General features: G+C 67.2%; 25 protein-coding genes. 17 read left to right on the forward strand and 8 right to left on the reverse strand.

Annotated features, from left to right (window positions below; all coding sequences use genetic code 11):
• Positions 1–59: 59 nt before the first annotated feature.
• Genes alaS through aroB form a run of 7 tightly spaced genes read left to right on the forward strand, consistent with a single transcriptional unit; the run spans position 60 to position 8,551 of the window.
• Positions 60–2,714 carry an alanine--tRNA ligase gene (gene alaS / locus E3O42_RS05375; RefSeq protein ID WP_134452955.1) on the forward strand — a complete coding sequence of 885 codons (2,655 nt, stop codon included), beginning with the start codon at positions 60–62 and terminating at the stop codon, positions 2,712–2,714.
• A 3-nt stretch (positions 2,715–2,717) separates the two neighbouring features.
• Positions 2,718–3,194 carry a Holliday junction resolvase RuvX gene (gene ruvX / locus E3O42_RS05380; protein ID WP_174844224.1) on the forward strand — a complete coding sequence of 159 codons (477 nt, stop codon included), beginning with the start codon at positions 2,718–2,720 and terminating at the stop codon, positions 3,192–3,194.
• Positions 3,195–3,196: 2 nt separating this feature from the next.
• Entirely contained in the window at positions 3,197–4,645 is a 1,449-nt protein-coding gene (gene mltG, locus E3O42_RS05385) for an endolytic transglycosylase MltG (RefSeq protein WP_241984652.1), read from the forward strand.
• On the forward strand, positions 4,638–5,600 hold the full coding sequence (locus E3O42_RS05390; RefSeq protein WP_134452956.1) for a shikimate dehydrogenase family protein: 963 nt from the start codon (positions 4,638–4,640) through the stop codon (positions 5,598–5,600). Before mltG ends, E3O42_RS05390 begins: the two co-directional genes overlap by 8 nt.
• Positions 5,601–5,605: 5 nt before the next feature.
• Entirely contained in the window at positions 5,606–6,814 is a 1,209-nt protein-coding gene (gene aroC, locus E3O42_RS05395; protein WP_134452957.1) for a chorismate synthase, read from the forward strand.
• 1 nt (position 6,815) lies between these two features.
• Complete coding sequence (locus E3O42_RS05400; RefSeq protein ID WP_338144927.1) at positions 6,816–7,457, forward strand: shikimate kinase; 642 nt, start codon at positions 6,816–6,818, stop codon at positions 7,455–7,457.
• Between the two features lie 5 nt (positions 7,458–7,462).
• Entirely contained in the window at positions 7,463–8,551 is a 1,089-nt protein-coding gene (gene aroB / locus E3O42_RS05405; RefSeq protein WP_134452974.1) for a 3-dehydroquinate synthase, read from the forward strand.
• A gap of 9 nt (positions 8,552–8,560) precedes the next feature.
• Here aroB and E3O42_RS05410 read toward each other — a convergent pair whose 3' ends face one another.
• Complete coding sequence (locus tag E3O42_RS05410; RefSeq protein ID WP_134452958.1) at positions 8,561–9,076, reverse strand: putative immunity protein; 516 nt, start codon at positions 9,074–9,076, stop codon at positions 8,561–8,563.
• A gap of 401 nt (positions 9,077–9,477) precedes the next feature.
• Here E3O42_RS05410 and E3O42_RS05415 point away from each other — a divergent pair, with 401 nt between their 5' ends.
• Complete coding sequence (locus E3O42_RS05415) at positions 9,478–10,986, forward strand: M1 family metallopeptidase (RefSeq protein ID WP_134452959.1); 1,509 nt, start codon at positions 9,478–9,480, stop codon at positions 10,984–10,986.
• A gap of 125 nt (positions 10,987–11,111) precedes the next feature.
• Positions 11,112–12,482, forward strand: a complete 1,371-nt coding sequence (locus tag E3O42_RS05420) for a sigma-54-dependent transcriptional regulator family protein (RefSeq protein ID WP_241984653.1) — start codon at positions 11,112–11,114, stop codon at positions 12,480–12,482.
• 19 nt (positions 12,483–12,501) lie between these two features.
• Here the strand turns inward: E3O42_RS05420 and E3O42_RS05425 are convergent, their stop codons facing one another.
• A complete protein-coding gene (locus E3O42_RS05425) occupies positions 12,502–13,176 on the reverse strand; it encodes a DUF6518 family protein (protein WP_134452960.1) in 675 nt (224 codons plus the stop codon).
• A 194-nt stretch (positions 13,177–13,370) separates the two neighbouring features.
• Between E3O42_RS05425 and exaC the strand changes: the two genes are divergently transcribed.
• Complete coding sequence (exaC, locus tag E3O42_RS05430) at positions 13,371–14,894, forward strand: acetaldehyde dehydrogenase ExaC (protein ID WP_134452961.1); 1,524 nt, start codon at positions 13,371–13,373, stop codon at positions 14,892–14,894.
• Between the two features lie 100 nt (positions 14,895–14,994).
• On the forward strand, positions 14,995–15,441 hold the full coding sequence (locus E3O42_RS05435; RefSeq protein ID WP_134452962.1) for a DUF779 domain-containing protein: 447 nt from the start codon (positions 14,995–14,997) through the stop codon (positions 15,439–15,441).
• A 61-nt stretch (positions 15,442–15,502) separates the two neighbouring features.
• On the opposite strand, the gene E3O42_RS05440 is transcribed toward E3O42_RS05435, so the two are convergent.
• On the reverse strand, positions 15,503–16,294 hold the full coding sequence (locus E3O42_RS05440; protein ID WP_166787902.1) for a GntR family transcriptional regulator: 792 nt from the start codon (positions 16,292–16,294) through the stop codon (positions 15,503–15,505).
• A gap of 103 nt (positions 16,295–16,397) precedes the next feature.
• Between E3O42_RS05440 and deoD the strand changes: the two genes are divergently transcribed.
• The 6 genes from deoD to E3O42_RS05470 all read left to right on the forward strand — a co-directional run bounded on the left by deoD (position 16,398) and on the right by E3O42_RS05470 (position 21,270).
• Positions 16,398–17,117 (forward strand): purine-nucleoside phosphorylase, encoded by a 720-nt coding sequence (gene deoD, locus E3O42_RS05445; protein ID WP_255454958.1) that lies wholly within the window; start codon positions 16,398–16,400, stop codon positions 17,115–17,117.
• On the forward strand, positions 17,117–18,526 hold the full coding sequence (locus E3O42_RS05450; RefSeq protein WP_134452965.1) for an MFS transporter: 1,410 nt from the start codon (positions 17,117–17,119) through the stop codon (positions 18,524–18,526). The genes deoD and E3O42_RS05450 overlap by 1 nt, the downstream gene beginning before the upstream one ends.
• Before the next feature lie 86 nt (positions 18,527–18,612).
• Positions 18,613–19,050: a type II 3-dehydroquinate dehydratase gene (aroQ, locus tag E3O42_RS05455; protein WP_134452966.1), complete on the forward strand. Its 438-nt coding sequence runs from the start codon at positions 18,613–18,615 to the stop codon at positions 19,048–19,050.
• 136 nt (positions 19,051–19,186) lie between these two features.
• Complete coding sequence (efp, locus tag E3O42_RS05460; protein ID WP_088456291.1) at positions 19,187–19,747, forward strand: elongation factor P; 561 nt, start codon at positions 19,187–19,189, stop codon at positions 19,745–19,747.
• Positions 19,747–20,166, forward strand: a complete 420-nt coding sequence (gene nusB, locus E3O42_RS05465) for a transcription antitermination factor NusB (RefSeq protein WP_088456290.1) — start codon at positions 19,747–19,749, stop codon at positions 20,164–20,166. The genes efp and nusB overlap by 1 nt, the downstream gene beginning before the upstream one ends.
• Positions 20,167–20,283: 117 nt before the next feature.
• On the forward strand, positions 20,284–21,270 hold the full coding sequence (locus tag E3O42_RS05470; RefSeq protein WP_134452967.1) for a DUF4190 domain-containing protein: 987 nt from the start codon (positions 20,284–20,286) through the stop codon (positions 21,268–21,270).
• A 46-nt stretch (positions 21,271–21,316) separates the two neighbouring features.
• On the opposite strand, the gene E3O42_RS18715 is transcribed toward E3O42_RS05470, so the two are convergent.
• From E3O42_RS18715 to E3O42_RS05490, 5 genes are all read right to left on the reverse strand, one after another.
• Positions 21,317–21,451: a hypothetical protein gene (locus E3O42_RS18715; RefSeq protein WP_255454959.1), complete on the reverse strand. Its 135-nt coding sequence runs from the start codon at positions 21,449–21,451 to the stop codon at positions 21,317–21,319.
• Positions 21,452–21,610: 159 nt separating this feature from the next.
• Positions 21,611–21,832 carry a hypothetical protein gene (locus E3O42_RS05475; protein ID WP_134452968.1) on the reverse strand — a complete coding sequence of 74 codons (222 nt, stop codon included), beginning with the start codon at positions 21,830–21,832 and terminating at the stop codon, positions 21,611–21,613.
• Positions 21,833–21,858: 26 nt separating this feature from the next.
• Entirely contained in the window at positions 21,859–22,254 is a 396-nt protein-coding gene (locus E3O42_RS05480; RefSeq protein WP_134452969.1) for an HNH endonuclease signature motif containing protein, read from the reverse strand.
• Positions 22,255–22,295: 41 nt separating this feature from the next.
• A complete protein-coding gene (locus E3O42_RS05485) occupies positions 22,296–22,790 on the reverse strand; it encodes a hypothetical protein (protein WP_134452970.1) in 495 nt (164 codons plus the stop codon).
• Positions 22,787–23,413: a hypothetical protein gene (locus E3O42_RS05490; protein WP_134452971.1), complete on the reverse strand. Its 627-nt coding sequence runs from the start codon at positions 23,411–23,413 to the stop codon at positions 22,787–22,789. The genes E3O42_RS05485 and E3O42_RS05490 overlap by 4 nt, the downstream gene beginning before the upstream one ends.
• Positions 23,414–23,619 lie beyond the last annotated feature (206 nt).

A 23,619-nucleotide genomic window follows, 5' to 3' on the forward strand; every position in this document is an offset into this window, starting at 1 on the left:
CCCCTTTCCACCGCAATTCTCCCGGTCGGATTTTTCGATCCTGTAACAGTACGGACCCCATGCAGACTGCCGACATTCGCGGGCGCTGGCTCGACTTCTTCGCCGACCGTGGACACACCGTTGTCCCGTCGGCGTCGCTCGTGAGCGATGACCCCTCCCTCCTCTTCACCGTGGCCGGCATGGTGCCGTTCGTGCCCTATCTCACCGGTCTGGTGCCCGCCCCGTTCCCCCGGGCCACCAGCGTGCAGAAGTGCATCCGCACCAACGACATCGAAGAGGTCGGCAAGACGCCGCGGCACGGTACCTTCTTCCAGATGAGCGGCAACTTCTCGTTTGGCGACTACTTCAAGGAGCAGGCGATCAGCTACGCCTGGGAGCTGCTCACCTCGAGCGAGTCCGACGGCGGATACGGCTTCCTGGAGAAGGACCTCTGGGTCACGGTTTACGAGAACGACGACGAGGCGTTCGGTTACTGGCGCGCGCTCGGCCTGCCGGAGCACCGCATCCAGCGCCTCGGCATGGACACCAACTACTGGTCCACCGGCCAGCCCGGCCCTGCCGGCCCGTGCAGCGAGATCTTTTTCGACCGCGGCCCCGCATTCGGCATCGACGGCGGTCCCGCCACCGACGACGACCGTTACGTGGAGATCTGGAACCTCGTCTTCATGCAGTACCTCCGCGGCGAGGGCACCGGCAAGAACGACTTCCAGATCCTCGGCGACCTGCCCAAGAAGAACATCGACACCGGCATGGGCCTGGAGCGCGTCGCGTTCCTCAAGCAGGGCGTCGAGAACATGTACGAGATCGACCAGGTGCGCCCGGTCCTCGATCGTGCCGCGGCCCTCTCCGGCCGCCGTTACGGCGCCGTGCACGAGGACGACGTGCGGATGCGCATCGTCGCCGACCACGTGCGCTCCTCGCTGATGCTGATGAGCGACGGCGTCATGCCGTCCAACGAGGGCCGCGGCTACATCCTGCGCCGCCTGATGCGCCGAAGCGTCCGCGCCATGCGGTTGCTCGGGGTGGACGCCGCCTCGTTCACCGAACTGTTCCCGGCCTCCCGCGACGCCATGAGCTCTGCCTACCCCGAGGTCGCCACCGACTTCGACCGGATCAGCCAGGCCGCGTACGCTGAGGAAGAGACCTTCCTGCGCACCCTTGCCAGCGGGTCGAGCGTGCTGGATCTCGCCGTGGCCAAGACCAAGAGCGCCCAGAAGGTCGAACTGCCCGGCGATACCGCGTTCCTGCTGCACGACACCTACGGCTTCCCCATCGAGATCACCCTCGAAATGGCCGAGGAGGCGGGCCTCAGCGTCAACCGCGAGGCGTTCGACACTCTGATGGCCAAGCAGCGCGCCATGGCTAAGGCCGACGCCAGGGCCAAGAAGACCCACTTGGCCGACCTCTCCGTGTACAGCGCGTACCGCGCTCACGGCGAGACTGTGTTCACCGGCTACGACATGCTGCAGACCGAGTCCAGCGTCCTGGGCCTGATCGTCGACGGCGCCTCTGTGAACCGTGCGGTGGCCGGTGACATCGCCGAGGTCATCCTCGCCGAGACCGCCCTGTACGCCGAGTCCGGCGGTCAGGAGGCCGACGCCGGCCTCATCGTTGGCCCCGGCTACGAACTCGAGGTTCTCGACGTGCAGAAGCCCGTCAAGGGCCTGATCAGCCACAAGGTGCAGGTCACCACCGGCGAAGTCGGCGTGGGCGACCCCGCGACCAGCGTCGTCGACCCTGACTGGCGCCGCGGCGCCCGCCAGGCGCACTCCGGCACCCACATCCTGCACGCGGCCCTGCGCCAGGTGCTCGGGCCGAACGCCCACCAGTCCGGCTCATACAACAAGGCCGGCTTCTTCCGCCTGGACTTCTCCTGGAACCAGGCCCTGTCGCCGGCGACGCGCAGCGAGATCGAAGAGATCTCCAACAACGCCATCCGTGACAACCTTGAGGTGAGCACCCGCGAACTGCCGCTGGCCGAGGCCAAGGCGCTTGGCGCAATGGCCTTGTTCGGCGAGAAGTACGGCGAGACCGTGCGCGTTGTCGACATCGGCGGCCCCTGGTCGCGCGAACTCTGCGCGGGCACCCACGTGGCGTCCAGCGCCGAGATCGGCATGATCAACCTCGTCAGCGAGGCCTCGGTCGGCTCGACCAACCGGCGCGTCGAATCCCTCGTCGGGCTCGAGGCTTTCCGCGATCTCGCCGCCGAGCGGGCCATCGTGTCCCAGCTCACCAGCAACCTCAAGACGCCGCGTGAGCAGCTTCCCGCCAAGATCATGGACCTCATGCAGAGCCTGAAGGCGGCCGAGAAGAAGATCGCATCGTTCGAGGCCCGCGCCCTGAGCGACCGGGTTCCCGCCCTCGTCGCCCAGGCCGGCCGGATCGGCGACCTCACGGTGGTTGCCGAGGACCTCGGCACCCTGAACTCCGCAGACGACGTGCGGATGCTGGTGACCGGCACCCGGGAACGGCTGGGCGACGACCCCGCCGTCGTCGCCCTCGCGGCGACCGTCGGCGACAAGCCCGTCGTGATCGTGGCGACCAACGCAGCTGCCCGTGATGCCGGGCAGAAGGCCGGCGCACTCGCCAAGCAGCTCGCCGGCATCCTCGGCGGCGGCGGCGGCGGCAAGGACGACCTGGCCCAGGGCGGCGGCACGAAGGTGGACCTGATCCCCGAGGCGCTCAGCACGCTGCGCACGCTCGTAGCCCGCTAGCCCATGCGACCGGGAGTGCGGGTGGGAATCGATGTCGGCACCGTGCGGATCGGCGTCGCCCGCAGCGATTTCCACGGCATGCTCGCCACTCCGGTGGAGACTGTGCCGAGGGACTTGGGTGCGACGGTGCCGGCGGACCTCACCAGGATCGCCGCGATCGTCACCGAGCTGGATGCCGTCGAAGTGATCGTGGGACTGCCCCTGGCCCTGTCGGGGCGGCACACCGCCTCGACGGATGACGCCGTCACCTTCGCCGAAACCCTTGCCGCGACCGTACCGGTGCCGGTGCGCCTCGTCGACGAGCGACTGTCGACGGTGTCGGCTCAGGCCGCCCTGCGGAGCGTCGGGCGCAGCACCCGCACCCAACGTCCAGTGGTCGATCAGGTGGCCGCGACTATTATTCTGCAGCACGCTCTCGACACCGAACGTGCCTCGGGCAAGCCAGCCGGCACGTCCGTCGACCAGACCGGAAGGCCGTGACCGTGGCGAAAAGTCCGCCGGAAAACCCCGCCCCGAACCTATCGGGCGGCACTGGCGACACGCCGCTGCCCTCCCGCCGGGCCCTGCGGGAAGCCCAGGCGGCCAGGGACGCGCAGGCGGCGCAGGAGAGTGCGAGCGCAGCAGAACCTGCCGACCAACAGCCTGCCGACCAACAGCCTGCCGACCAACAGCCTGCCGACGAGCAGCCCGCCGGCGACCACAACCCCTTCGCGGGGCTCGGCTTCGGCTCCGTGCCCGAGCCGGCGTACGCGTCCGACGGTCAGGTCGCGGGTGCTCCGGACGCCCCCGCGGCCGCCGGACGCCCCAGCTCCCGCGCGAATCGACGTGCGCGGCTCGCCGACCACCCGACGCTGGTGGAGAAAAAGTCCCGCAAGGGCGGCTGGGGCTGCCTGGTCGTGATTCTCGTCCTTCTCGGGCTGATGGGCGCCGCAGCCCTGGCCCTGCAGGGGCCGATCAGCCAGCTCGTCGCCGCCACCCAGGCCCCCGAGGACTACGAGGGTTCCGGCAGCGGCGATGTGCTCATTATGATCCACGACGGCGACACCGGTTCCGACATAGCCAAAGCCCTGGTGGACCAGGATGTGGTGAAGAGCTACGACGCCTTCTACGACCTTCTCCTCGCCCAGTCGACCGACCCGGTCTTCCAGCCGGGCGCCTACCAGCTGGCCTCGCAGATGAGCGCCCAGGCTGCACTCGAGGCCCTGCAGGACCCGGACACCCGCCAGGACCTCACCGTGGTGATCCCGGAAGGAACCGCTGCGGTCGACGTGCTGACCTCGATGTCTGAGGGTACCGACATCCCGCTCGAGGATTTGCAGGCCGCGGCCGCCGACCTGTCCGGGTTCGGGCTCCCGGCCGAGGCCACCAGCCTCGAAGGCTTCCTGTTCCCGGCCACATACACGTTCCAGCCCGCGACGAGTGCGCACGACGCCCTCAAGACCCTCGTCGATCGCCAGTTCGAGGCCCTCGACACTGCCGGGGTCGCCCCGGCCGATCGGTGGAAGACCATCGTGATGGCATCGCTGATCCAGCGTGAGGCCGGACTGCGGGACGACTATTTCAAGGTGGCCCGGGTGTTCTACAACCGGCTCGACCCGGCGCAGTGGGAATCCGGACTGTTGCAGTCCGATGCCACCGTCGCCTACGGCACCGGCAACACCCACCTGGTCACGACGACCGACGCCGAGCGTGCGGATGCCAACAACGCCTACAACACCTACATGCACCCCGGTCTGCCGGTCGGACCGATCAGCAACCCTGGCGACCTGGCCATCGATGCCGCCCTGCACCCCGCGGACGGAACCTGGCTATTCTTCGTCACGTGGAACCTGGATACCGGAGAGACCATTTTTTCGACAACGGCGGACGAACACGACGCGGGCGTCGCCAAGTGGCTGGCCTGGATGGATGAGCACCCCGAATATGGCTGATCCGACAGACGCAGCAGGACGCGCCGCGCCGCGCCGCCGGCTGGCCGTGCTCGGTTCGCCGATCGCGCATTCGCTCTCCCCGGCTCTGCACGCTGCCGCGTACCGGGTGCTCGGACTGAACTGGGAATACACGGCGGTCCAGATCGGCGAAGGGGAACTCGACGGCTTCCTGGACGCCCTCACGCCGGAATGGCTGGGGCTCTCGCTGACCATGCCGCTCAAGCACGAGGTCCAGCCGCGCCTGGACGACCTGGACCGGGTCGCGACCCTGACCGGTGCCGTGAACACGGTGCGGTTCGGCCACGCAGCGGCGGGGGAGGGTGACGGCACGGGAGCCGCGCGGCGGCCGTTCTCCGGCTACAACACCGATGTGCCCGGGCTCGTGCGTGCCCTGGCCGAGGCCGGCATGGACCGTGCGGCGCACGTTACCCTGCTCGGTGCCGGCGCGACGGCCGCATCCGCCCTCGCCGCCGCCGCCGAACTCGGCGCGGAGACCGTGGACATCATAGCCAGGACGCCTTCCCGCGCCGACCCGCTCCTGGACCTCGGCCGCAAGCTCGGGCTCGTCGTCACGGTGTCAGGCCTGCCCACCATGGCCGCCACCGACCGCGTCACCGACCTCGTGATCAGCACCATGCCCGGCGACGCCGCGCTGGAGCACGAGTTCCCGGCCACATTGCGGGCGACCACTCTGCTTTTCGACGTGGGCTACGCTCCCTGGCCCACGGCACTGGCCCATTCATGGGCGGTGGCCGGCGGCAGCGCCCTGTCCGGCCGCACGATGCTGCTGCACCAGGCTGTGGTGCAGATCCGGATCTTTCTGGCCAACGATCCCTTCCTGCCGCTTCCCGGCGAGGACGCCGTGCTGGAGGCCATGCGCGCAGTGCTACCCGCCGCCACCGCGCCGGTCGACGCCGCCGGGGGGACGGCTCCCGGCCGCGCTGTGGAAGGATAGGGACCATGCTTCGTTGGCTCACCGCCGGAGAGTCCCACGGCCCCGAACTCCTCGCCATTGTCGAGGGTTTGCCCGCTGGGATCCCGGTCACACTAGATGCGATCCGCCTCGACCTTGCGCGCCGCAAACTCGGCTACGGCCGGGGTGCGCGCATGAAATTCGAACAGGACGAACTGAACATCTCCGGTGGCGTCCGCCACGGCCTCACCCTCGGCGGCCCCGTGGCGCTGCGGATCGGGAACACCGAATGGCCCAAGTGGGCCGAGGTGATGAGCCCGGAACCCGTCGACCCCGCCCTGCTCGCCCGCGGCCGAGGCGCACCCCTGGTGCGCCCGCGACCCGGCCACGCCGACCTGGTCGGCATGCAGAAGTACGACTTCGACGAGGCCCGCCCGGTGCTCGAGCGCGCCAGTGCCCGGGAGACAGCGGCCCGCGTTGCCCTCGGCGCCGTCGCACGTGCCTTCCTCGCCGGCCTCGGCATCGAACTGGTCAGCCACACCCTGTCGATCGGCCCGGTTCGTGTGCCAGAGGGGTCGCCGCTGCCGCGTCCTGGCGACGTCGACGCCCTCGACGCCGACCCGCTGCGCTGCTTTGACGCCGCGACCAGCGCGCTGATGGTGGCCGAAGTGGATGCCGCGCACAAGGACGGCGACACCCTGGGCGGAATTGTCGAGGTTCTCGCGTACAACCTCCCGCCGGGTCTCGGCTCCTTCGTGCACTGGGACCGCCGGCTGGATTCTCAGCTCGCCGCGGCGTTAATGGGCATCCAGGCGATCAAGGGCGTCGAGGTCGGCGACGGCTTCCTCACCACCACCCGCCGAGGCTCGGACGCGCACGACGAACTCGTCCAGGTCGATGACCGGATCCTGCGCGCCAGCGACAAGGCCGGCGGCACCGAGGGCGGCATGAGCACCGGCACCGTGTTGCGCGTGCGGGCCGGTATGAAGCCCATCGCCACGATCCCGCGCGCGCTCCGCACCGTGGACATCACCACAAGCGAAGCGGCACCGGCCCACCACCAGCGCTCCGATGTCTGCGCGGTGCCGGCTGCCGGCGTCGTCGCCGAGGCAATGGTGGCGCTGGTCCTGGCGAACTCGGTGCTGGAGAAGTTCGGTGGCGACTCTCTCGGCGAAACTCGCCGCAACCTGGACTCCTACCTCGCCAGCATCCCGGCGAACCTGCGCACCGGGGCGTCCAGCGACGCCACGCTCTAGCGTGCTGTTCCTGAGCCCGGACGCATCCCGTCCCGCCGACGGCTGGCCGGCCGCACCCACGCCGGTTCCCGGTCGCCTCGAAGGCGTGTCGCCGGAGGACGTGTCGCCGGAAGGCGCGGAGCCGCGCCGGGACACGGACGCCCCGCTGTATCCGCTCGTGTTCATCGGACCGATGGCGTCGGGCAAGTCCAAGATCGGCCGCCGGGTCGCGCGCACCCTGCGGGTGCCGTTCCTGGACACCGACAAACTGATCGTCGCCGAGCACGGTCCGATCACCGAGATCTTCGCCACACACGGCGAGGGCCACTTCCGGGCCCTCGAACGCGCGGCCGTCGCCGACGCGTTGCAACAGACGCGGTCCGTGGTCTCGCTCGGCGGGGGAGCGGTGCTTGACCCGGCCACCCGCGCCGACCTGCGGCACAGCACCGTGATCTCCCTGAGCACCACCGCTGAGGCCGTACGCAACCGCACCAGGAACGCCAAGCGTCCGCTCCTGGCCGAGGGACCGGACGCGTGGCAGCGCATCTACGACGAACGCCGCCCCCTGTACGAGGCGCTGGCCAGCATCCACTTCGATACGTCGACCAGGCCGGTCGACGCCATCGCCGCCGATATCGTGAAATGGGTAAGAGAACAATCGTGACCGACATGCAGCCCGAAGAGACCGGCACCACCACCATCACCGTCAGCGGTGTCGACAGCTACCCGGTCCTCATCGGGCGCGGCATCGTCGCCGATCTCGCCGAGCAGCTCGGCGACACCGTCAAGAAGGTGCTCATCGTGCACACCTCTCACCTCGGCGCCCGCGCCGTTGCCCTGCGGGAGAGCCTCCTGGATCGCTACGAGGTACTCATCGCCGAGGTCCCCGACGCCGAACCGGCCAAACGGGTCGAGGTGGCCGCATTCTGCTGGCAGGTGATGGGACAGGCCGACTTCACTCGAACCGACGCTGTCATCGGCTTCGGCGGCGGCGCCGTGACCGACCTGGCCGGTTTCGTCGCGGCGACCTGGCTGCGCGGCGTGAAGCTCGTGCAGATTCCCACCAGCGTGCTCGGCATGGTCGACGCTGCCGTCGGCGGCAAGAACGGCATCAACACCGCCGAGGGCAAGAACCTCGTCGGCACCTTCTACGCCCCGGCCGCCGTGGTCTGCGACCTCGACATCCTCGCCGACCTGCCCCGCAACGAGATCCTCGCCGGCTTCGCCGAGATCGTGAAGGCCGGGTTCATCCAGATCCCGGAGATCCTCGACATCGTCGAAGCGGACGTCGCCGCGGTCACTGACCCGACCACGCCCGAGTTCCGCCGGGTGCTGGAACTCTCGATCGCCATGAAGGCCCGCGTCGTCGGCGCGGACTTCAAGGAGGCGGGCCTCCGCGAAATCCTCAACTACGGGCACACCCTCGGCCACGCCGTCGAGCACGCTGAACGCTACGGCTGGCGCCACGGCGCCGCCGTCGCCGTCGGCATGATGTTCGCCGCCGAACTTGCCAGGCTCAGCGGCCGGCTCTCCGACGAGGCCGTCGACCGGCACCGCCGCATCCTGGAGTCGCTGACCCTACCGACGACCTATCCGGTGGGCCGATGGCCTACCCTGCTGGCCACCATGCAGCGTGACAAGAAGACCCGCAGCGGCATGTTGCGCTTCATCGTGCTCGACGACATCGGCAAGCCCACGGTGCTCGAGGGCCCGGATGCGTCGCTGCTGTTCGCCGCCTACCAGGAGATCGGCTCCTAGCGGTCGTGCTCAGCCGTCGAACACCGACCAGCAGATGTCGTTGCGCAGCCGCTGGTCGTCCAGCACCAGAGGCCGTATCGCTTCCGGGAGCTGCTCGCGTTGCCAGCGACACTCCAGTCGTCCTGCGGCGATGCCTTCGTCTGCCGGGACGGCCGCACGGGCGGCCTTGATCGCGTATGCGGCCGCACCGAGCTCGTGCGCAGCAACGTGCGCAACCGCACCGGCCTGCCCGGCAGCGTATGCGGCATGGCGAGCCGCCCCACGAAGGTCTCTGGCCGCACCCATCGCATGCCCGCCCGCCGCGCGTGCCTCCATCATGGGGATCTCGCCGCGAACCCATCCGCGGGCGGCCGCTATCGCCTGACGTGGGCGAGGGTCTTCCGGCCGTGCGGCCTCGAAGAGACCCAGCACATGCTCCGCGCACGAAGCCGCCCAGAGCGCGAGCAGCCGGTGATCGGAATCGGTGAGGTTCCCACCGCGACGGATCGTGATGAAGCGAGGGTCGCGGACCGTCGGAAGGATCATCGGGGACCTCCTTGTCGCAGGAACTGCCCTCAACGGTACCGCCACGGATCAGTGTTCCGGGTCGGTACAGCCGGTCCCACCCTTTCCGGCCGACATGCCTGAAATGACGCACCCGACCGGCCGCTGAGCGCAGGTCGCCTCTGGGCGGCGGTCGATCTCCACGAAACCGGGCACCGCGTCGTCCAGATGGGAAACCGACACCACGAGGCGGAGGCTTTATATGAGTCAACGCGGGCCGTTGCCGTTTCCCGGAAGCAGCACTACGGTGTGGATTCCCCGACTGAACCCCTCGCCACGCCCATCGAAGGAGATGTCCCGTGCAGTCATTGAGAAAGCTCCACACCATCGCATTGGGGTGCCTGTCGGTGTTCGCCCTGGCTGCCTGTGGGAATGCGACAGCAGTGTCCCCCGTCTCGTCCGCCGCCACGCAGAGGACTAGTGCAGCGGCCGCTCCGGCAACGATCGGGTTCAGCGCTTTCAGTGGAACGGCGCCGGCCTCCTCCGGGAAGGGCGGGCCGCGCTACTCGGCCGGCGCTGCCGGAACCGGCGACACGTACTTTCCCTACGCCGGCAACGGCGGGTATGACGTCCAGGACTACGAACTTGCCCTCCGCTACGAGCCACCGGCGGATCCCGCGGTGCTCACCGGCCGCCTCAGCGGCGTCGCGACCATCACACTCCGCGCGACACAGGATCTGCAGTCGCTCAACTTCGACCTGCGCGGCCTCGACGTCGCATCCGTCCGGGTGGACGGCAAGGCCGCGGCACACGGGAAGTCACATGGCGGAGACAACGCCGAGTGGTCACAGCAGCAGGACGACGTGAACCGTATCTGGGAACTCACCGTCGGGCTGCGGCCTAAGCTCAAAGCAGGGCAGACGACGACCATCGTGATCGATTACGGCGGTGCCACCGGGCAGCCGCTGGACACCACCGGTGCCCTCTACGGGTGGGTTACCACTGCTGATGGCGCGATGGTGGTCAACGAGCCCGACGGCGCGGCAACCTGGTATCCGGTCAACGACGACCCGCAGGACAAGGCGACATACACGTTCCGCCTCACGGTGCCGGCCGGCAAGACAGCGGTGGCGAACGGGCTGCCGGCCGGAAAGCCCAAGACCAGGGCAGGGTGGACGACCTGGAACTGGCGGGCCTCGGACCCGATGGCCAGCTACCTGTCGACGGCGAGCGTCGGTGACTATGCCGTTTCTCGCGACGAGGGTCCTGGCGGTCTGCCGATCATCAATGCCATCGACGATGGCGTGACGGGGGAGGACCTTGCCGAAACGACGGCGTCCCTCGCGCTGCAACCTCAGATGATCGCGTTCCTCCAGGACCAGTTCGGGCCGTACCCGTTCGAGGCGTTCGGCGCGATCGTCGATGACGACTCTGTCGACTATGCCCTGGAGACCCAGACCCGTCCGGTGTACTCCGAGGTCGCGAACGAATTGACGGTGGTGCACGAACTGGGGCACCAGTGGTTCGGCAACGCGGTTTCCCCGGCCGATTGGAAGGACATCTGGCTGAACGAAGGCTGGGCGACCTATGTCGAGTGGTTGTGGGCCGAGCACCAAGGCACTGCAGACGTTGCCGACGAGTTCGCCGACACGGTGGCAGAGCTGGACGCGGACAACGGCTGGACGCTCAACATCGCAGACCCGGGTCGCGACGGTCTGTTCGATAGCCCGGTCTACCAGCGGGGAGCGGCCGCCTTGCACGCGCTGCGTGCGGAGATCGGCGACGACGCATTCTTCGCCGGCGCCCGCCTGTGGCTGACCCGATACAACGACTCGACTGCCACCACCGAGGACTTTGAAGCCGTGATGGAAGAGAGCTCAGGCCAACAGCTCGACACCTTCTTCGACGACTGGCTGCGCGAAGGAGACCGACCGGTCATGCCGCAGCCCTGAGCGTTCGCGTCCGCGGTTCACCGCGCTGCGTGCACGGCACAGTTCCGGCCGACTTCGCCTAGAATGAAGCACCCGACCAGCCGCCAAGCGCAGGTCGCCTACGACCAGCGCTGATCGGAGGTGTTGTGAGCAGTCCGTGGACGATAACTCCTGCCGATTCACCTCTGGGTACGTTCTCCCGGCAGGAACGTCTGCATGAGGCCGCCATCGGTGACCGAACAGACCTGCGCTCCGGTGCAGTGCAGGCCGGGGTGCGCCGACTGGTGCGGGAATCCTGGCAGCGGTCGATCTCACTTCGCCTGGACCCGTTGACGGCACAGGCCGCTCCGACGTTGAGCGCAGACGAGCTCGAACGGCTGCGCGCCCGGAACCCGCTCGCCGCGGTGCTGCCGGTGATCAACACCCTCCTCGTGCGGCACGCGTCCGAATTCGGGCTGATCGTGGCGGTGGCCGATGAGTCTGGCCGGCTGCTCTGGATCGACGGCGACAGTTCAGTGCGCACCCGCGCCGAAGACATGTACTTCGTGGTCGGCGCCGACTGGTCTGAGGCCCGGGTCGGCACGAGCGCGCCCGGCACCGCGTTGGCGCTGGATCATGGCATCCAGATCCAGCGCGCCGAACATTTCAACCAGCTGGCTCACCCCTTCAGCTGCACCGCCGTGCCCATCCACGACCCGGTCACCGGGGCGGTGCTCGGCGTCATCGACATCACCGGGGGAGACGCGGCCGTGGCCCCGCAGACCCTGCCGCTCGTGGAGGCCGCCGTCGCCGCGCTCGAGGCGGAGCTGCGCATCCAGAGCCTGAGCGCTCCGCGGCCGGCACCGGCACGACCGTCGGGCTTCACCGCGCCCGGAATTCTGCTGAACGTGCTGGGCTCCGACCACGGCGCCCTGCACGGGGCCACACCCGCGAGCACCCCGGGAGGGTTCGGCGCTCCGGTGCCCGGCACCCGGCACAGCACCGACCTCAGTCCCCGGCACGCCGAGATCCTGCTCCTGCTCGCCTGGCACCGGCAAGGCCTATCCGCCGACAGGCTCGCCGGCCTCCTCAGCGACGAGCAGCCGCACGCCGTCGAGAACCTGCGCGCCGAGATGGTGCGGCTACGCCGGGCGCTCACGGTCAGCCATCCGCAGCTGCGGATCGGCTCACGCCCGTACCGCCTGGAGACCAGCGTCGACACGGATGCCGGCCGGGTCCTTCGTCTGCTCGCCCGCGGTGCCCACCGGATGGCCCTGGCGGCCTACCGGGGAACCGTGCTGCCGGGCTCCGCGGCGCCGGGTGTCGCGGAGATCCGTCTCGAGGTGGGCCGGCGCCTGCGCCAGACCCTGCTCAGCGATGCCTCGGTGGAGGTGCTGCTCGACTACGCCCGCACCGAGGACGCCGCCTGGGACACGGAGGTGTGGCAGGCCTGCCTCGAACTCCTGCCCGCCCGGTCGCCCCAGCGCGCCGCCGTGGTGGCGAATCTCGCCCGCATCGAGGCCGAGCTCTGCGCGTAGTCGCTGTGAGGGCCAGCCGTCAGTTCAGGATGAACACGAGCATTCCCACGAAGGTGAGAGTTCCCACGAGCCACACGCTGACCACCAGCGAGATGTACCGGTGTGTGAGCCCGCAGTGAAGGATCGCCGCCAGCAGGACGACGACCGACAGCACGATCTCGAGCGTCCAATAGACCGGGCTCGTGGTGTCTGCGATGGTGTTGAGCGCCCAGATGCCCTCGCCCAGCAGAACAGCACTCAGCGGCGTGACCGCCAGTGCGCGCCACACCGGTGGGGCATAACGGACCAGGCTGGCGGCAACGCCCAGCAGGGGCCCGGCGACGAGGCCCACGATGGTCCAGATCGAGGTGAACGGATCGCCGTCGTCGAACCCTCTCCACTCGGCCACCACGCTGTAGGACTCGACGAGAAGCTGGAAGACCACGATGCCGAGGAAGCCCGCGAGCAGCGGCCGGGCGCGGCTGAGCCAGACAATCAGGAAACTGAACATCGTCCAGCCACCGGCCGAATTGCTGAGCGAATTGACCGAGGGTGGCAGGTACTGCTGCGCGAAACTGGTCAGCCCGCCGATCAGCACCCCTCCGACGATAACCAGGACGGCGGCCCGCAGCGCCGACGACCGGGTGTCGGCGTGCCACCAGCCGCTGCGCGAGTGCGCCGGCTCGACGATGCGTGAAGTCTCCAGGGTTTCCATCTCACCAACGCTAGGCATGCCGGGCATACAGGGCATCCGCCCAGAGGGTGACCGAAGCAAACCGGAGGATGACCTCGCCCACCAGGCCGCACTTCAAGCCACCGCAACTTTTCGCAACCTCTGCCTTCGTAGGCTCCCTCCATGGACCGCGACGACGCGGCAACCATCGACAGAGCCGTCGAACAAGGAGTGAAATGACCGTTTACGCCGTCCCCGGCACGCCGGATGCGAAAGTCACCTTCAAGCCCCGCTACGAGAACTGGATCGGAGGCGAATGGGTGCCGCCCGTGAAGGGCCAGTACTTCGAGGACATCTCCCCGGTCAACGGCAAACCGTTCACCGAAGTCGCACGCAGTACCCACGAAGACATCGACCTGGCCCTTGACGCAGCGCACAAGGCCGCACCGGCGTGGGGCAAGACCACAGCCACTCACCGAGCCGCCGTGCTCAACAAGATCGCGGATGTCATCGACGCGAACCGCGAACTGCTCGCGGTCGCCGAAACCTGGGACAACGGCAAGCCCATCAGGGAGCCGTTGAACGCCGACCTGCCGCTGGCCGCCGACCACTTCAGGTACTTCGCCTCCGCCATCCGCGCCCAGGACGGCGATCACGCCGAACTCGACAACGACACCATGTCGTACCAGTTCCACGAGCCGCTGGGCGTGGTCGGGCAGATCATCCCCTGGAACTTCCCGATCCTGATGGCGGTCTGGAAGCTCGCGCCGGCCCTCGCCGCCGGGAACGCGGTCGTCCTCAAGCCCGCGGAGCAGACCCCCGCGTCGATCCTGGTGCTGATCGAACTGATCGGCGACATCCTGCCGCCCGGGGTGCTCAACATCGTCAACGGATTCGGCATCGAAGCGGGCAAGCCCCTCGCCTCGTCGAACCGCATCCGCAAGATCGCGTTCACGGGTGAGACCACCACGGGCCGGCTGATCCTGCAGTACGCCAGCGCCAACATCATCCCGTCGACCGTGGAGCTGGGCGGCAAGAGCGCCAACATCTTCTTCGACGACGTGGCGCAGCAGGACGACAGCTACTACGACAAGGCGCAGGAAGGCTTCGTGCTCTTCGCCTTCAACCAGGGTGAGGTGTGCACCTGCCCCAGCCGTGCGCTGCTGCACAAGCCCATCTACGACAGCTTCCTGGGCGGCGCCATCGAGCGCACCAAGCTGGCCAAGCAGGGCAACCCGCTGGACACCGACACCCAGGTGGGCGCGCAGGCCAGCAACGACCAGCTCGAGAAGATCCTCTCCTACATCGACATCGGCAAGAAGGAGGGCGCCAAGCTGCTGCTCGGCGGCGAGCAGGCCGACCTGGGCGGCGACCTCAGCGGCGGCTACTACGTGCAGCCGACCATTTTCGAGGGCCAAAACAAGATGCGCATCTTCCAGGAGGAGATCTTCGGCCCCGTCGTCGCGGTGACCAGCTTCGACGACTACGACGACGCCATCTCGATCGCCAACGACACCCTCTACGGCCTCGGCGCCGGGGTGTGGTCGCGTAACGGCACCACGGCGTACCGTGCAGGCCGCGACCTGCACGCCGGACGCGTGTGGGTGAACAACTACCACAACTACCCGGCTGGAGCGGCTTTCGGCGGCTACAAGAGCTCGGGAATCGGCCGGGAGAACAACAAGCTGGCGCTCGGCCATTACCAGCAGACCAAGAACCTGCTGGTGTCCTACTCCGAAGACGCCCTGGGCTTCTTCTAACCGCGAACAGGCGGTGCCGGCCGGGCAGCTTCGCAGATTGTCTGGCCGGCACCGCCTCCCGAACCCCAAACCGCTCTACCCGCTGAAGTTGGAGGAACCCATGACCGACTTGATCACGCCAGCACCGGATGCGCCCGTCGTGGCCGCGGTCGAGGCGTCCATCACCATCCCGGGCGAGACCCGGTCCAGGGTTGCGCTGGCGCAGGCCACCGTTGACCTTCTGCGGAGCCTGTGGGAGGAGCACGGCCCGCTGATGTTCCACCAGTCCGGCGGCTGCTGCGACGGCAGTTCGCCGATGTGCTTTCCGGCGGGGGAGTTCATCACCTCAGACCAGGACGTGCTGCTCGGCCGACTTGACATCGCCCCGGCGGGGGAACCTGAACAGGTGATCGACTTCTGGATCTCCGCCGAACAGTTCGAGTACTGGAGCCACACCGCCCTGCTCATCGACACCGTCAAAGGGCGCGGTGGCGGGTTCTCGGCCGAGGCTCCGCGCGGGGTGCGGTTCATCATCCGCTCGGAGCTGATGGATTCGTTCAGCGGGTAGGCAGCGAACCGGGGCGAGGTCAGCGTGTCAATGGTCCGCAGGGCCCCTAGTGTCGGTTGCTTCAGTTCGGGTTGTGCTGCATGACCGACAGTGACCCGTGACCGGGCGCCACGACACACTTGGCGGCGTAGAGCGGCACTCCGCCGTGCTCCGCTGTCTGGGTGAGGATCAGGACCGCCGCTGACGCCTTGATGTTCAGCAATTTTGCTCGCGTGGGGCCGGCGTCGGTTGCGACGATCTGGCACACGCCGTTTGTGAAGACGTGACCGTTGGCCTGCATGGATGCGAGGAGCGTTCGGGGTTCGGCGGCGACCTCCATGAGTTCGGATGCGATCCGCGCGCTCACATCGCTGAGGTAGCGCCCCGCAGGGAGGTGTTCCTGAACTGTGGCAATGGGACGGCCGTCATGCAGCAGGACGCTCTCGCGGATCCACGCGTTCGCAGCCGGGTCGAGCGCGAGCCTGTTGGACACGAAGTCGGTGACCCCTTCCAACTCGAAGCGCGCCGGCTGCACGGTGATGGTCGTGTTCGGGTCGGCCAGGGCGACCTCGAACGGCCGAAGCTGCTCGAGTCCGCCGTGCGGGATGGTGTCCGTGACGAATCGCCCGACACCGCGGCGGGTGACCAGCAGCCCGTCTTCTTCGAGGAGCATCAGCGCCTCGCGAACGGGGGTGCGGCTGACGCCGAGTGTTGCAGAGAGCTCTGTTTCCCTCGGCAGCATCTCGCCGAGCCGGAACACACCGGAGCGGATCCCTTCGGCGAGCCGCGTGTAGACGGCGACTCGAATCGGCTGGCCGACGGCGAGCTGGAGTTGCTCTTGCAAAAACGAGTGGGATTCCAGACGGGTCGTCACGAGACCTCCTTGTGTGCCCGACGCTATCACGTTTGACATGTGCCCGCAGAGGTATAACCTCATACTGCAGTCGAGACACAGCAGTCCAGGCAAAGGAGCCCACATGAGTTCAACCACCATGACCAGCACACCCCACATTGATCCGAAGGGGGTGGACATTGCCGAGACGATCCTCCTTCCCGGCGACCCGCTGCGAGCCAAGTTCATCGCCGAGACCTACTTCGACGACATCCGCTGCTTCAACGAGGTTCGCAACATGCTGGGCTTCACGGGCACGTACCAGGGCCGCCCGGTGTCCGTCATGGGCACGGGAATGGGCATTCCCTCCATCTCCCTCTACAGCTACGAACTGATCCACCACTTCGGGGTCAAGAACCTGATTCGTGTGGGCACCTGCGGCGCAATGCAGGAGAACATGGAGCTCTACGACGTGGTCATCGCCCAGGGCGCCTCCACCGACTCCAACTACCTGCAACAGTTCGACCTGCCCGGCCAATGGGCGCCACTGTCGTCCTACCGGCTACTGGAGAAGGCCAAGCGGGTCGCCGATGAGCGCGGTCAACGCACCCACGTGGGCAACGTGCTCTCGTCAGACGTGTTCTACGGCGCCGATCCCGACGCCCTGGGCAGGTGGATGAAGATGGGCATCCTGGCCGTCGAGATGGAGTCGGCAGGTCTGTTCGCCAACGCCGCTGCCGCGGGCGTCGATGCCCTGGGCATCTTCACCGTCAGCGACAAGATCGGCTCAGACGTCAAGACCACCCCCGAGGAACGGCAGACCGCCTTCACCGCAATGATCGAGATCGCATTGGACCTGGCCTGATGAGCACCGCAACCCACTCCACGGCTCTCGCCCAGGTCCTCAAGCCGAGCCGGGCCGTCCCCATCCTGCTGTCCCTCTTCGTGTTCTCTTTGGTGCTGGACAACGGCTTCAAGTTCATGTCGCCGGCGTTGGCGGAGAGTCTCAACCTCCCGGTCAACACCGTCAGCCTGCAGGCCACTCTGGCCGGCGTCCTGATCGGCATCGGCGCCGTGGTCTACGCGGCGCTAGCCGACTCGATCAGCATCCGGAAACTCATCATCTTCGCAATCATTTTGATGACGATCGGGTCGATCGTCGGCTTCGTCTTTCAGACCAACTTCTGGCTGGTCCTAGTCGGCCGTCTGATTCAGAGCGCCGGCTTGGCCGCCGCCGAGACCCTTTACGTGATCTACGTCACCAAGCATTTCAGGGGCGACGAGCAAAAGAAGTACCTGGGCTTTAGCACCGCGGCCTTCCAGTTGTCGTTGCTCATCGGCGCCGTCGGCAGCGGCTTCATCGCCACCTACATCGGCTGGGCGGCCTTCTTCCTGGTCACGCTGTTGTCCCTGCTGGCCATCCCGGTCGTGTTGCGAACGGTCCCCGCGGAAGCAACGGGCACCAGCCGTGTGGACGTATTCGGGCTCTTTTTGATCTCGGTGTTCGCGACCGGGCTGATCCTGTTCATGCAGAACTTCAATTCCTGGTACCTGTTGCCGGTCGCTGTAGGCCTGATTCTCTTTATCTGGCACATCCGAACGCATGACAACGCCGTGATCACCAGCGCGTTCTTCGCCAACGCTCAGTATTCGCTCATGATCATCGTGGTGTTCGTCACCTATTCGGTCCAGCTGGGCTACACCTTCATGTTCTCGTTCCTGATCTCCGACGTTTACGGCTATAACCTCGGCGAGATCTCCCTGCTGCTGGTCCCCGGTTATGTCGCCGCGGTCATCGTCGGCTCGGCCACCGGCAAGATCGCCAAGTTCCTCCCGTCCAAGCAGGCCATCACCATCGCGTTGATTGTGATCATCGCCTCGTTGCTGATCCCGGCTCTGTTCGTGGGCCAGTGGATCGGGATCTTCGTGATCTCGATGATGTTGTTCGGCATGGGCTTTGCGTTGATGTACGGCCCGCTCGTGTCGACCGCCATCATGCGCGTACCGGTCGAGAACTCCGGTATCGCCATCGGCTTCTACAACCTCACGATCAACATCGCCGTGCCGGTCGGCATCGCCTACACGGCAGCGCTGATGAAGCTGAAGCCTGAGCTTTTGGGCGGCATCGCGGGCACCGGCCAGGCGTCCTCTTACGGTTCGGTGTTGTTGATTCTTACCGGAGTCGCCGCTCTCGGTCTGGTGCTCTATCGCGTCTTCATGATGGTTATCGAGCGCCAGGACGCCGAGGTCAGCACGCCCGTCGCACAGCAGTAGTGATTGGCTCTGACTCAGAACGCTGAAGAACCATTGGCCTCGGCCGGGAGCCGTTGCAGCCTCCCGGCCGGGCCTAGGCTGGGTCCATGCGCACAGTCCTCGTTCTCAACGGCCCGAACCTTGGACGTCTCGGCAGCCGGGAGCCCGACGTTTACGGCTCCGCCAACCTCGACGACCTGCGGGTGCTGCTCACCGAAGCCGCACCGCAGGACGTCACCGTGGACGTGCGCCAGACCGACGACGAGGCCGAACTCATCCATTGGCTCTACGAGGCCGTGGACACGAAAACGCCGGTGGTACTCAACCCCGCCGCGTTCACGCATTACAGCTACGCGCTGCGGGATGCCGCGGCCCTGGTCACCAAAGCCGGCATCCCGCTCGTCGAGGTGCACATCTCCAACCCGCACGCCCGCGAGACCTTTCGGCACACCAGCGTGGTCAGCGCTGTGGCGACCGGCGTCATCGCAGGTTTCGGCTTCGACTCCTACCGCCTGGCCCTCGACCACATCGTGCGCCTGGCCTGAGCTGCCCACCACCCGCGCCCACCATCCGCGCCCACCATCCAGCAACCGGAATCGATCGGGCGCGGCGTGTCGGCTACACTCGTCTGAGGCCTTTGGCCGCGCACCTTCCCAATTGAATCGAACGGAACACCTCTTCATGGCATCTACCGCCGACATTAGAAATGGCGTCGTCCTCAACATCGACAAGCAGCTGTGGGCCGTCATCGAATTCCAGCACGTCAAGCCCGGCAAGGGTGGCGCGTTCGTGCGCACCAAGCTGAAGAACGTCGTCACGGGCAAGACCGTCGACCGCACCTTCAATGCCGGCGCCAAGATCGAGACCGAGAATGTTGACCGTCGCGACTTCCAGTACCTCTACGCGGATGGTGAATCCTACGTCTTCATGGACGTTTCGGACTACGACCAGCTCACGGTCTCCGCCGCGGTCGTCGGCGACGCTGCCAACTTCATGCTCGAGAACCAGGCTGTGACCGTCGCACTGCACGACGGCAACCCGCTCTACGTCGAGCTGCCGGCCTCCGTCGTCCTCGAGATCACCTACACCGAGCCGGGCCTGCAGGGCGACCGCTCCACCGGCGGCACCAAGCCCGCCACCGTTGAAACCGGCTACCAGATCCAGGTGCCGCTGTTCCTCGAGCAGGGCACCAAGGTCAAGGTCGACACCCGCAACGGTGACTACCTCGGCCGCGTCAACTAGTGAGCGCCCGGACCAAGGCGCGCAAGCGCGCCATCGACATCCTGTACGCCGCCGACATCCGCCAGACCACGATTCCCCAGTCGCTGGCCATGGAGGCCGAGCGAGCCGCCAACGAACCGGCCCGCATGGTGTCCTGGCTCTACGCCCGCGACATCGTTGACGGGGTCGTCGACCACCGCGAGGAGATCGACGAACTGATCGAGACGTACTCGCAGGGCTGGACGCTCTCGCGGATGCCCACGATCGACCGGGCCATCCTGCGCATCGGCATCTGGGAGATCCTGTACAACGACGCCGTGCCGCACGCCGTCGCGATCGACGAGGCCGTCGAGGCGGCCAAGGTGCTCTCGACCGATGACTCCGCCGGCTTTGTCAACGGACTCCTCGGCCGCATCGCCCAGACGGCGCCATCCGCCTGAAGAGCCGCGCCATCGGTTTGAACAGCATCATCAGCTCGAACAGCATCTTCGGCTCGAGCAGCACGTAATGCCGGTGCCGGGAACATCGCCCGGGACCGGATTCACGAGGGGGAGAACATGACGGAACGCACTGACGGAAGCATTGGGGAGTACCCCGCCGGTGACCTGGGGGACCGGCCGGGTGTGCCGGTTCCGTACAAGGTTCCGCCCACCACCCCGTACTACGGTCCCGTGGCTCCGCGTACGAACACCCTGGCGATCGTGGCGCTGGTGACCGGATTCTGCTGCTCCATCGCAGCCGTGATCACCGGGCACATCGCGATCGGCCAGATCAGGCGCACCGGCGAGGCGGGGAAGGGCATGGCCATCGCCGGGCTCGTGCTCGGGTACGTGAGCATCGGCTTCACGGCGCTCTTGCTCGTGACGCTCGTGTTCTTCACGGCGGCGATGGGTGCGTTCGTCACCGCCGTCGCAGGCGCCACCTCGTCGGTGACGTCATCAGAGTCGGCAACGTCGTCCGAGGAGGCGACCGGCCAGACCGGCGCCGCGTATTTCGATGACGGGTTCCTGATGGTGGGTACCGGGGTCACGGTCGTCGACCTCTACATCGACCCGATGTGCCCGTACTGCGGCCAGTTCGACATCGCCAATGGCGACACCCTGGCGGCCCTGGTTGACGACGGCACCATCACCCTGCGACTGCACTCGCTCACCTTCCTCGACCAGGCGTCACAGGGCACCGAGTACTCCACGCGGGCCTCCGCCGCACTGACCTGCGAGGCCGCGATCAACCCGGAGTCCACCCTCGACTACCTGGCGGCGCTGTTCGCGAACCAGCCGGCCGAGGGCACGACCGGACTCAGCGACGACGAACTCACGGCGTTGTCCGGCGGCAGCGGGTCGATCGCTGACTGCGTCACCGGCGAGCAGTATCACGCCTGGTCGCAGCAGAATACGGATGACGCTCTCACCGGTCCGATCCCCGGCGCCGAGCTCTCGTCGATCCAGGGCACGCCCACCGTGCTGATCGACGGGAGCCAGTACAGCGGCCCGATCGACGACCCGCAGGCCCTCACCGATGCCATTCTGGGCGTGACCGGCTAGAGCGCCGTTCAGGTGGTCAGGGTGATGCTGGGAACTACGCCGACGATCAACGCCCAAAGTTGTAGCAGAATGCCGCGAACCCGATCGGACCGGCGGGCAGGAACCACCACCGGCTCTCGGCGACCAGGTCTACCGAGGCCGTCACCCCGAGCCCGGCGAAGACGATGTAGCCGGAATCCATGGCCGACGCGTTCACCCAGCTGAACAGGCGCCCGGTCTTCTCTGATGCATCGCTGCCGTCCGGCTGCCCGTCCTGTCCGTTTGCGCACCGATACCGGTAGCGATGATCGTCGGGAGCCGGAGAGCGCCAGTAGCTGCGATAGTCGGCGTCGGCGGGGATCTAGAGGTTGTCCGGCCAGGTGACAACGAATGGCGGACGTGCACGGAAGTAGTTCGTAAACAGGGCCTCGCGGTACTTCCGCACTCCGATGAGGGTGCGGGTGCGGTCGCCCGTGTTGGACTCGACTTCGCGGTGCACGGCCTCGATCTCGCGCCTGCGCACGAAGCTGATGGGTCCGGCCGGCGCGCCAACCTCCGATTCGACGTTTGAGGGTTCACGCAATTCGGAAGGAGCTGTTGATTCCTCCGTCAGAACGGCGGGTTGTCGGGTGCCGGTGGTGTCGGCTGCCGGGTCGGCCGGTGCCTGGGCACTAGGTAGGTGTCGTCGGCGGGTCGCTTCCGCGTTTTCGGTTCGACGACCGGTGGTTGGGGTCGGGGTGGTCCCATCGGGGTGGCGGGGTCGGTGCGGTAGCTGCGTTTCCCGGGTGAGGTCCAGAGCAGGATGCCGCCGGGTTCCTGGGTCACTCGCCATTGGGAGAGGTGTTTGAGTCGGTGGTGGGGTTCGCAGAGGTGGGCGAGGTTGTCGCTGTCGGTTCGGCCGCCGCCGGCCCAGTCGTCGGTGTGATCGACGTCGCTTTTCACCGCCGGGTGGGAGCAGCCCGGGAATCGGCAGGTTTCGTCGCGTACCCGCAGCCACTTCTTCATGGTTTTGGTGTTTTTGTGCTGGGTCTTGCCCAGGGAGAGCACTACCCCGGTTTCCGGGTGGGTAAGGATCCGGGTGAAGCCGGGGCAGTTTCCGGCGATCTCCCGTGGGCCTCGGGCGAGATGGGCCCATATCCTTCGAGGGTGGCGGGTTCCTCGTTCAGGCCCAGCGGGGTGAATACGGGCACGGTCACCATGACCGTGCCGCGGATCCCGGCGCCCATCCCGGTGGGGGTGATGCCGTCCAGGAGAAGTGCGGCGGTGATGTCGGCGCGGAGATGATCGAGAGTGCGGGTAGGGAGGTCCTCGGCCGTGTCGTGACTGATTCCGAATGCTGCGCCGCTGCCGGCAACGCCATCCGTCGTGTCTGCCGGGCTGGGGTCGCCGAGCTGCCGGACCTGCACGGCCATGCCGTTGATCCGGTCGTAGGCGGCCTTGGTCTGGTGGGCGGTTCCGTACCAGTGCAACCAGCCCATCCCGTCGTGCGCGGCTTCCCAGCAGGTGCGCCGGTCGGTCAGGGCGTTCGTGCTGCGGGTCACGATCGACTCCGGGTGCAGCCTCTCCCGCAACCGCCGCGTCCTGTCGCGGAACAGGCCCACCGGGAGGCTTTTCGCCTCCGGCAGTACCTTTCCTCGAACGCCGCGTGGTCGTCTGAGGGCAGCGTGCGCAACTGGTCGAGCAGGGTGGTGGCGTGCCGGTAGCTGATCTCGCCGTTGGAGAACGCCTCGAAGGTCGCCGGTGCGTAGGAGCAGAGGAACCGGGCCTCGTCCAGCTGCCGGTCGATGGTACGTTCGGCCACCCGGGTCAGGCACGCGGTTTCGCTCACAATCGTGCGGCGGGCGACCTGGTGGTCGTCCCACCGGTTGTGGGCGGCGGCGCGGGCCTGGTCCTCGGTCATCGCGGCCGCGATGTGGTCGGCAGTCCGGATGTTCTCTGGATTACCGTGCAGCCGGGACGCCACCTGGGGCCGTTCGCTCCAGTCCTGCAGGTCCAGCAGGTGCTCGATCCGGCGGGCCTGCGCCTGCGCGATGAGGCGGTCATCGGCCGCGATCAGGTCGGTGTGCCTGATCAAATCGGTCTGGACCAATTCGTCCAGGGTGCGCTCCGGAGAGTAGTCGTCATCGTCCGGAGCGGGCGGTGGTGCCTGGTCTGGGCTACTCATAGTGAGATCGTCTCAGCTCCCACCGACACTGAACCCGCCCGAGCGCGCACCCGGGCGAACCCATCCGCGAGCTGTGAGAAAAGCCCCAGAACTTGTAGGCAAAGTCATACGGTCGTAGCAACGCTCTGATTCAAGGAGTGTTGGATGGTCAAGCTTTTTCCGGCGGGCACGCGGACGAGGTTCGTGGATATGGTCTGCTCAGGGGG

Source organism: Cryobacterium adonitolivorans (genome assembly GCF_004402695.1).
GTDB lineage: Bacteria > Actinomycetota > Actinomycetes > Actinomycetales > Microbacteriaceae > Cryobacterium > Cryobacterium adonitolivorans.

Coding starts and splice junctions, on each gene's coding strand:
- alaS (WP_134452955.1), top strand. CDS start 60: ATGCAGACTGCCGACATTCGCGGGCGCTGGCTCGACTTCTTCGCCGAC.
- ruvX (WP_174844224.1), top strand. CDS start 2,718: ATGCGACCGGGAGTGCGGGTGGGAATCGATGTCGGCACCGTGCGGATC.
- E3O42_RS05390 (WP_134452956.1), top strand. CDS start 4,638: ATGGCTGATCCGACAGACGCAGCAGGACGCGCCGCGCCGCGCCGCCGG.
- aroC (WP_134452957.1), top strand. CDS start 5,606: ATGCTTCGTTGGCTCACCGCCGGAGAGTCCCACGGCCCCGAACTCCTC.
- aroB (WP_134452974.1), top strand. CDS start 7,463: ATGCAGCCCGAAGAGACCGGCACCACCACCATCACCGTCAGCGGTGTC.
- E3O42_RS05410 (WP_134452958.1), bottom strand. CDS start 9,076: ATGATCCTTCCGACGGTCCGCGACCCTCGCTTCATCACGATCCGTCGC.
- E3O42_RS05425 (WP_134452960.1), bottom strand. CDS start 13,176: ATGGAAACCCTGGAGACTTCACGCATCGTCGAGCCGGCGCACTCGCGC.
- exaC (WP_134452961.1), top strand. CDS start 13,371: ATGACCGTTTACGCCGTCCCCGGCACGCCGGATGCGAAAGTCACCTTC.
- E3O42_RS05435 (WP_134452962.1), top strand. CDS start 14,995: ATGACCGACTTGATCACGCCAGCACCGGATGCGCCCGTCGTGGCCGCG.
- deoD (WP_255454958.1), top strand. CDS start 16,398: ATGAGTTCAACCACCATGACCAGCACACCCCACATTGATCCGAAGGGG.
- E3O42_RS05450 (WP_134452965.1), top strand. CDS start 17,117: ATGAGCACCGCAACCCACTCCACGGCTCTCGCCCAGGTCCTCAAGCCG.
- aroQ (WP_134452966.1), top strand. CDS start 18,613: ATGCGCACAGTCCTCGTTCTCAACGGCCCGAACCTTGGACGTCTCGGC.
- efp (WP_088456291.1), top strand. CDS start 19,187: ATGGCATCTACCGCCGACATTAGAAATGGCGTCGTCCTCAACATCGAC.
- E3O42_RS05470 (WP_134452967.1), top strand. CDS start 20,284: ATGACGGAACGCACTGACGGAAGCATTGGGGAGTACCCCGCCGGTGAC.
- E3O42_RS18715 (WP_255454959.1), bottom strand. CDS start 21,451: ATGGATTCCGGCTACATCGTCTTCGCCGGGCTCGGGGTGACGGCCTCG.
- E3O42_RS05480 (WP_134452969.1), bottom strand. CDS start 22,254: ATGAAGAAGTGGCTGCGGGTACGCGACGAAACCTGCCGATTCCCGGGC.
- E3O42_RS05490 (WP_134452971.1), bottom strand. CDS start 23,413: ATGAGTAGCCCAGACCAGGCACCACCGCCCGCTCCGGACGATGACGAC.